Raw genomic sequence first — 11,086 nt, forward strand, 5'->3', positions numbered from 1 at the left:
TAAAGAAATAGACACATTACGTTAAGTATCTATCAGATAAACATATATTACTTGTACACAGTGACACTTAAGTGACAACTTTGTTAACAAAATATAAATTAAATTTAAACAGTTCCTTCGCTTCTTATGAAAGTCATTCCAGAGAAATTTCATAATTCAAGTAATGTAATGCCTTTTGGGGAATAATCAAATTATGTTTTAAAACTTATTGCAAAATAATCATTTTTGTATTATTATAAAAAATGCTGTATAAATATTAATGCCATGCATGGCATTATAATAAGGAGGTTTTTTATGAAGAATTCAATGAATAAAAATAATATAAAAAGAAAATATTCGTTAAAGGATTTGCTTAAATTTATATTTCCATCAATAACTGGCATATTATTATTTATGACACCAATTCCACTAGAAGGAGAAGTCACAATTCCTATTGCTTTTCTCTCTAAATTTATACAAACTTCATTAGAAAACTATTTACCATTAATAATGACAATACTTATAACCTCATCATGTGTTTTTACCCTAATTATAAAAATATTCAAGCCAAGTTTCCTAATGAATAATGATTACTTAAAAAAACTTTTAGATGTTACACCCCTTTGGGTTATCTCTAGAATTATAGGCATGCTTCTAGCTATATGCACGTTTTTTAAATTAGGTAGCAAAATTATATATTCTGAAAATACTGGTGGTCTTTTACTATATAGCTTACTTCCTATTTTATTTGCAGTGTTTTTATTTGCAGGATTATTACTACCATTAATATTAGATTTTGGTCTACTAGAATTTTTCGGTACTTTACTAACTAAAATAATGAGACCTATTTTCAATCTACCTGGTCGTTCCTCAATAGACTGTATAACCTCATGGCTTGGAGACGGTACTATAGGAGTGCTTTTAACAAGCAAGCAATATGAAGAGGGATATTACTCAAAAAGAGAAGCAGCCATAATTGGCACTTCCTTTTCCGCAGTATCTATAACATTTTGTTTAGTTGTTATTTCACAAGTTGGACTCGGTCATATGTTTCTTCCATTTTATCTTACAGTAACATTATCAGGCATAGCGGCCGCTGTAATAACTCCAAGAATACCACCTCTTTCTAGAAAATCTGATACTTATTTTAATAATAATAACAACTCCTCTAGCGAGGTTATTCCTGAAGGTTATTCTGCACTAAGTTGGGGCTTTGAACAGTCAATAGAAAAGGCTCGAAGAAATACTAATGTACGTAAATTTTTAACAGATGGATTTAAAAATGTTTTCGACATGTGGCTTGGAGTTACTCCCATAGTCATGGCTATGGGTACTATAGCTCTTATATTAGCTGAATACACTCCAATCTTTAAATGGCTAGGCATGCCATTTATACCATTACTTCAGCTATTACAAATCCCAGAAGCACAAGCTGCCTCCTCCACATTAGTTGTAGGCTTTGCTGATATGTTTCTTCCATCAGTAATAGCTGCAAGTACTATAAAAAGTCCTATTACACTTTTTATAATAGCTGCAGTTTCTGTAACTCAACTTATTTATATGTCTGAAGTAGGTGGATTACTAATTGGTTCCAAAATACCTGTGAATTTTAAGGAACTATTTATAATATTTATAGAAAGAACTTTGATAACACTTCCAATTATATCTGTTATCGCACATATTATATTCTAATGCAAGCAAGGAACGGTTCATTAATTTTATATAATAAAATTAATGAACCGTTCCTTACTTATCTTCGTATTCGTAGAGCGTCATACCCTTAGGAAGTTCTCCTCCATTTCTTACTATTTCTATTGCCACCTCTCCTACTACAGCTAAATCCTCTGCATTAAAGTAGTATATAATATTATTATCAAATAAAATATTTGCAGAACTTGAAAATTCCTCATCACCTTGCCAAACTATAAAAGTCATATACACATTATTTATAAATTCAAACCTATATGCCATATCTCCATTTTTTACTCTCTGAGCTCCCATTTTTTCGAAAACCTCTTGTAAAAACTCTAATTTGTCTCCAAATACTTTAGCCAGCTTTGCAATGGTTCTGCTACTAAAATTAGGATAATAAGTATGTCCTCCTGGTATTTCTTTATACGTTATATCTTTTCCTGTAGGCGGGATACCTTTTCCATTTACTAAATATCTTAAAAATATAGTTTTAATGGTATATCCTTTTATCTCTTGTCCAGCTTCATTAAAAGTATCTGCCGATGGATACTTTATGTAGTAATTTTTTCCCATAAGCCTTAATTTAAAAGTCTTTCTTTTCTCATCATATGTTGCACCTGTAAGTTTCTCCATTTTCTTAGGCTCCTGCATTTTAAATATATTTTGAATATATTCATAAGGAACCCTACCCTGTCTATTATCAGTATTCCTTGACGCTGTCATATGATCACCCCCATTAATATTACCATACCTTTCTTTGTCATATTCAATATTAATATACTGATTATCCCACAAAAATATTAAATTACTTGAATTATGAAATTTCTCTGTAATGACTTGCATAAGAAGCAAAGGAACTATTTAAATTTAATAATTCACCACATTATACCTTGTTATGGTTTAATCATATACTATTTTTTAATATTAATATCAACTTTCAAATATTCTATTAGCCTAGTAACACATATTATATCAGATTCATAGCATAAAATAGTAGTAAAGACTCATTAAACTTTAATTGGTAATATACAACTACATAGCAAAATTTAAAATTTTATATTAAAAACCATTATACATACATATTTAACTATACAAAGATTCAATAGGAAAGGAGTATTTACATGGAAAATACCACTATAAAAATAAATGGATTAATATCTCAAAAACAATTAAATAATTATAATATCCAATATCCCTGCAGAGAAATTTGTAAATCCTATCATATAACTCTCCCTGAAAATAAGCCCAACATACAGCTGATACTAGAACTTTCACTTAATGCAGAAATTAGCAATTGGAAACATATATTTACTCATGGCAAAAATAAAATTTTTATTGAAGGGCTCTTAAATTCAAGGATATTTTTCAAATCCAACTTATATTCAAAAAATATTTACTATACAGAATTTAGTAGGCCACTATCAGAAATTTTGCCTGTAGAAAATATTAATATTACTAGTTTAACACCTGCTATATTTATTGAAGAAGCTTTTATTAATCGTATAAACAAAAAAAGCTTTTCCATATCAGCATTAATGCTAATATGTACAGTTTTAAATAACAATAACTCATCTAAAGAAAATATCAATGTCTCTTCAAAAGATAATTTACAAACACATATAGAAAATATAGATACTTCTTTAAAAAATAATTCGCAAATTCCTATAGAAAATATAGATACCTCTTTAAAAAATAATTCGCAAATTCCTATAGAAAATATAGATACTTCTTTAAAAAATAATTCGCAAATTCCTATAGAAAATATAGATACCTCTTTAAAAAGTAACTCGCAAATTCCTATAGAAAATACAGATACTTCTTTAAAAAATAACTCGCAAATTCCTATAGAAAATACAGATACCTCTTTAAAAAGTAATTTGCAAATTCCTATAGAAAATACAGATACTTCTTTAAAAAACAATTTGCAAATTCCTATAGAAAATACAGATACCTCTTTAAAAAGTAATTTGCAAATTCCCGCTGAAATTATAGATACTTCTTTAAAAAGTGCTTCAAAAGAACAAAATGAAAACTCCATAAATATAAATATAGAGTACGACATGAATACTAGCGAAGAACATCTTAAATAAGAGCTAAAAAATATATAGTAACCTTATATAAACCCTATTAATATAATATAATTATGGACACCTAGTTTTATCTGATTTAATCAATAAGATAGTGTAAAGTGAAATATGAAAAAGCTAAGTTTAAAAATGTTTTGCCCGAAGGACGCAGAATAATAAAATACTTTGTGATTTGAAGATGAAATAACGAATTTTAGGCATGACAAAAAATCCTTTTGAGTGAAGGAAAATTTTTGATATTAGTAATCTCTACATTGAGTTATTCACGTAGTGGTTAATAAATATCCCATATTTACTTTACAACTAAATTAAGCAGAATTTTCAGTTTGCATCTTTAATATTGTTTGTTGACCAAGGTAAATAAGTAATTGCCACTTAGCAGGCATATTGCCCGCATTAGTTAAAATATCTATCTCATTTAGTGGCTTCCAGTAGTTATNCAATAATAGGGAGGTTATTATATGAATAAAGTTTTTGAAGAAAATAGTGAAAACAAAAGTTTTCCTAATATAAAACCATGTACTATTTCAGATTTTTGTAATAAATCCGACGGAAATAATTGTATTCACTTTGATCCATGCGAGCTTTGTAAAAGTGCTACACTAGATCCTACTAACGTGGCTGGTGCATCAAGATTATTGGAAGTAAATGTTTGCTTAAAGAATGTATGCCCTGGCCATGAATTAACTGTAGGATGTATAATTTTGGACAAATGCAATACAGTATTAGCATTTAAATCTCAAACATTCACTTTAGGTCAAGGATGTCCTTGCAGTACACAAGAAGACAATTTAATATATGACAAAAATAAATCTTCTAACCCAAGTTCACCATGTGTAAATACCAATAGAAGATTTAGCTTTATTCTTCCTGACAATGATCTATGTTCACCACTAGATTTAAGAGTTAAAATCATTGCAAACTACACCCATCCATGCTAAAAGAGTGCATATACAAGAGCAAATCTAGTAAAGCTCGTTACATTTATTTAAATATATTGTCATGAGAAACTAATGACGGTTCATTATTTATACTTTAATTTAGTATAAATAATGAACCGTTTCTAATTTTAATTACACATAAATTATTCTAGAAAATATATATTTATTGAGTATTACTAAATCTATAAGGTACATGAAAATAAATAACAAGTCAAAGATGCAGGTATATTTTGTGTCAGACAAGGAAATAGGTTTCGTCGCTAGTAAAACTATCGGCGGGTTCTGCTGACGCAGTATGACGCAAAATAGACTAGCATACTGACTTGTTATTTATTTGAATGTGCCTAATATGATTAGAGCAAAAAAGATACAATGTGGTGGAATTATAAAATTTCTCCTCTATGACTTACATAAGAGCTCGTAACAATAAAATTTAATACTTTTTGTGAGATAATCATAATATGCTATTTACAATGTAGTTTTTCTAGAATATAACAGCCATTACAGTAGATACTATTATCGTAGTTGCTGCCATAGAAGTTACATTTCCTACAGTTGGATGAAGCTCTGAAGGCAACTTTTTAACTAAATATTCAGCAAGTGGAGGTCCTATTATTGCACCTAGAACTCCTGAAAGTACTGCTACTGGTATACTAGCGCCAAACATAAGTACACAGGCAGGCCCTACGCTAACTACAGGTACAAAAGTAGCATACCAACCAGTTTTGTAATATTTATTAAAATATATGTACACACCTACTGCTGAACCTATTATTTGTGATAGAAGTATAGCTGGCACTGTTCCTGAACCATAAGCAGCATGTCCAGAATTCAATATCCAATCTATACTTACACCCAATATTGCTAATAATCCTGGAATTTCATTACCATAGAATTGCGCTTCTGAAAAATCTGCTAAAACCCTTCTAATAAACCAAGTAGGTTTAGACATAGATTTTAACTTTTCTTCATCACTTAAGCTTACTTTTTTTCTCTTTATAGGTTTGCATGGCTTTTTCTCCATCCATGGCAGTGCCTCACATATTTCTATAACTACTATACCTGTAATAGCCATAGTTAATACATTAGAAACCACTCCTGGCACATTTAACACAGGTATTATTTTTGTCATTATCCAAAAAGCTATTGGGAATGATAAAAGTCCTCCTAAAATGGAACCTGTAAACAAAGCCTTTATACTAGGACCATAAAGAAGCATTATAGCCGGTGGAACTCCCACTATTGTTATAAAAGTTGGAAGCCATGTATACTTTCCTCCTGCAAATAAATGAGTATAATTTAAAACAAAAACTGCTATAAATACTGATAGTACCTGTGATGCAAATACCCAAGGAAATTGATTTGTACCATAACATACATTAAATCCTGCATATTTTGAATCCTTTACATCCAGTCTCCAAGCAATAAATCCTCCAACTATTATTCCTAAAGATGCCATAACTCCTGCAAAAAACTCTGCTTCTGTAAAATTCATTATGCACCATATAAATTTATAAAATATACTGCTATCAGCATTGCTAACCACTTCATTATATGGGAACCATTGCCCAACTACTTTTATATTTACAAGACCAAAATATAAAGCAAAGGCAAAAGCAATAGTTATTAAAAATCCTATATGCGAACCCACGGGTTTACTTAAAAATCTATCACAAGCCTTATTATCGTTACTACCCATAAAATTTACCTCCTACTATTTTTTCATGTTACATTATATAATTCATATATTTCTTACTGAAAAATATAGTATTAAAACTGTATAACCTATTTTTTCACATGATACATTATATAATTTATATATATTTCTACAGCTTTTGGTATAGTTGATATCTCTATTCTCTCATTTCTTTGATGAGCCAATGAATCATCGCCAGGCCCTAATATTACAAAAGGCATGTCTAAATCCGGTATAATTTGAGATGCATCCGTATAAAAATTTATGCCCTTGTAATCCAATTTATAATTCAAATTATTATATATATCTTTAAACTTATTTAAAAATTCGTGTTCTTCCTCGATCTCTAATGCTGGTCTGTTATTTTCCACTTCTAATTCTATAGAAACATCTTTTTCTTTTATTAAACTCTTTGCTATTTCTTCAGCTTTTTCTAATACTTCCTGATTAATTATTCCTGGAATAGCTCTTATATCTACAGAAGCCTCAGCAAAAGCAGGAATAATGTTTGTCTTTACTCCTCCCTCTATTTTGGTTACAGCAACTGTTGAATGTCCAAGATATTTATTAAAAGAATCCATATCTATGCTTTCTTTTAATCTTTTTATAAATTCAACCATAATTTCAATGGCGTTTATACCTAAGTGCGGCATAGATGCATGTGCTTCCTTTCCTCTAACTTTTATATTTAACCATAAAGCTCCCTTTTCACATATTCCAAGTTTAAGGCATGAAGGTTCAGTTATTATTATTTCTTTTACATCATTTATAATACCAGCTTTTTTTATTGCCATTATTCCCATGCCATCTTTTTCTTCATCTGCTGTAAAACAAAAATATATCTTTCTAGGAGGTAAAATCTTGTTTTGTAATAAATACTTAGCTGTAAGAATCATTGCACATACTCCACCCTTCATGTCTGAAGTGCCTCTTCCGTACATGTAATCTCCTTCTACAACCCCCTGAAAAGGTGAATATTTCCATGCCCCTTCATCACCTATAGGTACAGTATCTATGTGACCTATAAATGCTACAGGTGATGAATTATCTTCTCCTGGAATTTCTAATATTAAAGATCCTCTATTGTTTCCATGGTCTAATATTGTATGTTTTACATCATAGCCTTCAAAATAAGAAAGTATTAACTTTACTACGTCCATTTCATCCCCAGGAGTATTTACACTTTTAGTTCTTATTAATTTTTTGAGAATTTTACAAGCCTCTTCTCTCAATTCTAAATCTGATCTAAACATATTTTTCTCTCCTATCTGCTGCCACTATGTAAAGGTATGAATACTCTCATACCTTTACATCTTCATTTAAGGTACATGAAAATAAATAACAAGTCAAAGCTGCTGGTATATTTTGTGTCTGACAAGGAAACAGATTCCGTTGATAGTTAGACTATCGGCAGGTTCTGATGACGCAGTATGACGCAAAATAGACTAGCATACTGACTTGTTATTTCTTTGAATGTGCCTAAGTTAATTATTTAATATAAGAGAAAGCAGCTAAATCTCCTACTCCTGTTCTCTTTACCATTCCAAACTTACTTACCCAGCCACCTGCACCTTGTGATCTTCTTACAAGTCTATTTTCAAAAGCTACAACTTGACCATTTACTATAGTATAAGTAGCAAGCTTATCATTAGGATCCATTACTGTTATATTAGCATTTGCTCCAACTCCAATGTGCCCAATAGCTTCTTCCCACCATGGATTTCCTGTTCTATCTGATATTAATTTAGCTGGATTACAAGTCATACAAGCTACCGCATCCTTTAATGTCAATACTCCCATTTCACTTAATTCAATTATGGCAGGTATATTATCTCTAGTATCTCCGAAGCCTTTCATAGTTGCTTGATTTTGACCATCTGATATTAACACTTTTACTATTCCTTCATGCAATGCATCATAGGCTAATTTCTGTGATTCCTTAGGCAATTGAAGTCCTTCCCTACTGCCTTTTCCTGCTCTTAGCATAGTAGTTACAAACTCTCCAGTTACATGATCATTTTTGCAAAGCTCTATAACTCTAGCCATTCCTTCTGCTGCACCCATGTGAGTTCCACATCCAGCAGCAGTAGCATGAGCTAAATGTATTGGTCTTCCTTTAGATAATGAAACTAATCTTTCTGCATGGGCAGGATCTTGAGTGTGAGACATATATATTAATTTTGCCTTTGAAGTTATTTCAAATATCTTTTCTATATTTTCATCACTCATTATAAAGTGTCCCATGTGGTCTTTAATACCTACTGTCAAAGGAGCCGTAGTATTAGTTATTCTATTTCTAGTCATTTTTCTAATAGATACTTCCTCATTAAGTTCTCCTCTAAAAAGCTGTATTAACTCCTCCACAGAAAGCATAGTTCCAAGTACATTAACAGCTCCTAAATAAAGTCCTATATTTATAGGCAAACCTCTATCTACTTCTGCTCCCAATAAAGCTGGTGCCATAAAAGTATTTCCTGCTCCTGGTGAAAGTCCTATTGTAACACCATCTTCTACTGCACATTTAATAGGTTCTGTACTTACCTCAAATAAATCTCCTAAATGCAGGTGCATATCTACAAGTCCTGGAGCCACAATAAGCCCTTCGCAATTTATAACTCTATCACCCTTTTCTGGCTTTATATCATTTTCTATACTTTGAATTTTATCTCCATATATAACAACATCTTTAACTTCCTCTAAATTGTTTTTAGGATCTACTACAAGTCCAGCTTTCAATATAAGCCTTCCACCACATGGTAATTCTCCAATAGGATCATGTAATTTATTATTTTTAGCTGAAGCTAATATATCTGGAAGTGTGCCAACTTTATTTTCATACATATCTAAGTTCCCCTTTCAATATTTATTAACTTACAAATTAAATAACGTAACCGGCCAGTTAACGCATGACAGTCATTTCTAATTGATGATTTTATAGTATCATAATTCACATTGTTTTACTTCGTACTTAATGGACAAAAAAAATGGACAATTATTGTCCACATATAACAACTTCATCATCACTCCTGCATATCCAAAAGTTTTAATGCTATAGCTATATTAAGTTTTTCCTCTTGATTTTGTAGGTTAACATTTAATATTTCATTTATCTTATTAAACCTATACTTTATTGTATTGTAATGTATGTACATATCTTTAGAAGCACTTTTTAAATTCCAATCATTTTTAACTATGCATTTTAAAGTTTCTGTGAAATTACCATTATATTTTTCATCATATTCTATAAGATTTTTTAACTTTTCCCTACAAAATTCATGAGCATCCTGTGTTAAATATATGCTAGACAATAATTTATATATACCTAATTTATTATAAAACATAGTTTTGTTTTTATTATACATAATTCTACCAAGCTTTATAGACTTTTGAGCTTCCTTAAAACTTTCATGCATATCCATTATAGATGTCTTATATTCTCCTATGCCTATAGTAACAGTAAATCCATTTACCCTTAATATTTCTTTTCTTATTTCACTACATATTCTCTCTAAACCCCTTTGTAATTTTTCATTATCTCCTTCAAATGCTTCTAATAAAAACACTATGCTATCACTAAAGGTTGTATATACCCTTTGTTCAAAATACTTTTTCATTATTTTTCTAGTAGTTATAAATATTTGCTCTTTTATATTTTCTAAAGTCCCGCTATAATATTTTTTATTCATTTTTATGTACTGAGCCTTATAGTTATCTATATCTACAATCAAACAAAGAAATCCACTGTCAAAGGTCCATCCATATATTTTAGCTCTATTTTTTACTTCTTCTATAGACTTTATATTTTTCATTATTATATCCTGTACAAATTCACTTCTATACCTTCTTTCAACTTGCAAATTTGATATTTTATTTTGTACATTAAGTTTAAGTACAGTTGCTGCATGTTCTAAAGCTATCTCTGCATATTCATTTAAAGTTTCATTGTTTATATCATGCATCAAAAATATATATCCATAATTTTGCTTATGGATAGAAACCGTGTAATAATTATATTCTTTCAACATATTTTCCAAAGACGAATTTTGCATTTTCTTTATTAATTTATCATTGTTTTTTCCAAAATAGTATTTATCAAAATATAAATCATAAAATATTATGTCTATTTCTAATATATCTTCAAGAGTATCTATTATTTGCTGGGTGTTCCCTCCACTTATAACCAGTTGAGTAAATGATTTATGTATTTTTTCAGAATACATAAGTTTTCTAGATTGTGCATTTACAAGATTAGACAATACAGGATTTATTATATCTACAAAAGCGTATTTTACGGGAATATGTATTAAAGGGAATCTTAGCTCATTGGCTACATGAACCACAGATTCTGGGATTTCCCTAATAAATCTTCCAAGTTTTATTCCCAATCCGGCAGCGCCCTTTTCATTTAATTTTTTAATTAAAAACTCTATATATTTAGGATTATCCTTAATAGAATATCCTGTAGTAATTAAAAATTCTCCACCCTTCATCCAGTTGTATATGTCTGGAGCATCCATAACTGTTACAGATTTCACTTCTCTACCTAATCCTTCTTCTCCGGCTAATACTTCAAAATCATAAAATTCCGAAATCTCTATCATCTTCCTTAAAGTTAACATAAAACCACCGTCTTTCTCATTAGGGTTTGAAATATGTATACAAAAACAAGGCATTCAATAAAATTATTTGAA

At 30.0% G+C, this 11,086-nt stretch carries 8 protein-coding genes; 3 read left to right on the forward strand and 5 right to left on the reverse strand.

Annotated features, from left to right (window positions below):
- Positions 1 to 294: 294 nt before the first annotated feature.
- Positions 295 to 1,671 carry a YjiH family protein gene (locus C1715_RS00455; protein ID WP_102398727.1) on the forward strand — a complete coding sequence of 459 codons (1,377 nt, stop codon included), beginning with the start codon at positions 295 to 297 and terminating at the stop codon, positions 1,669 to 1,671.
- 54 nt (positions 1,672 to 1,725) lie between these two features.
- On the opposite strand, the gene C1715_RS00460 is transcribed toward C1715_RS00455, so the two are convergent.
- Positions 1,726 to 2,394 carry a DUF3786 domain-containing protein gene (locus C1715_RS00460; RefSeq protein WP_102398728.1) on the reverse strand — a complete coding sequence of 223 codons (669 nt, stop codon included), beginning with the start codon at positions 2,392 to 2,394 and terminating at the stop codon, positions 1,726 to 1,728.
- A 398-nt stretch (positions 2,395 to 2,792) separates the two neighbouring features.
- Here C1715_RS00460 and C1715_RS00465 point away from each other — a divergent pair, with 398 nt between their 5' ends.
- Positions 2,793 to 3,761, forward strand: coding sequence for a ring-infected erythrocyte surface antigen domain-containing protein (locus C1715_RS00465; RefSeq protein ID WP_102398729.1), 969 nt, complete (start codon positions 2,793 to 2,795; stop codon positions 3,759 to 3,761).
- A gap of 458 nt (positions 3,762 to 4,219) precedes the next feature.
- Positions 4,220 to 4,699, forward strand: coding sequence for a hypothetical protein (locus tag C1715_RS00475; protein WP_102398730.1), 480 nt, complete (start codon positions 4,220 to 4,222; stop codon positions 4,697 to 4,699).
- A 484-nt stretch (positions 4,700 to 5,183) separates the two neighbouring features.
- Here C1715_RS00475 and C1715_RS00480 read toward each other — a convergent pair whose 3' ends face one another.
- The 4 genes from C1715_RS00480 to C1715_RS00495 all read right to left on the reverse strand — a co-directional run bounded on the left by C1715_RS00480 (position 5,184) and on the right by C1715_RS00495 (position 10,996).
- Positions 5,184 to 6,398 carry a hypothetical protein gene (locus C1715_RS00480; RefSeq protein ID WP_102398731.1) on the reverse strand — a complete coding sequence of 405 codons (1,215 nt, stop codon included), beginning with the start codon at positions 6,396 to 6,398 and terminating at the stop codon, positions 5,184 to 5,186.
- A gap of 86 nt (positions 6,399 to 6,484) precedes the next feature.
- The gene (locus C1715_RS00485) at positions 6,485 to 7,648 is read right to left on the reverse strand and encodes a M20 family metallopeptidase (protein ID WP_102398732.1); all 1,164 of its coding nucleotides are present in this window, start codon (positions 7,646 to 7,648) and stop codon (positions 6,485 to 6,487) included.
- A 235-nt stretch (positions 7,649 to 7,883) separates the two neighbouring features.
- Positions 7,884 to 9,236: an amidohydrolase family protein gene (locus C1715_RS00490; protein WP_102398733.1), complete on the reverse strand. Its 1,353-nt coding sequence runs from the start codon at positions 9,234 to 9,236 to the stop codon at positions 7,884 to 7,886.
- Between the two features lie 179 nt (positions 9,237 to 9,415).
- Positions 9,416 to 10,996 (reverse strand): PucR family transcriptional regulator, encoded by a 1,581-nt coding sequence (locus tag C1715_RS00495; protein ID WP_180963945.1) that lies wholly within the window; start codon positions 10,994 to 10,996, stop codon positions 9,416 to 9,418.
- Positions 10,997 to 11,086: the final 90 nt, after the last annotated feature.

Source organism: Haloimpatiens massiliensis (genome assembly GCF_900184255.1).
GTDB classification, from domain to species: Bacteria; Bacillota; Clostridia; order Clostridiales; family Clostridiaceae; genus Haloimpatiens; species Haloimpatiens massiliensis.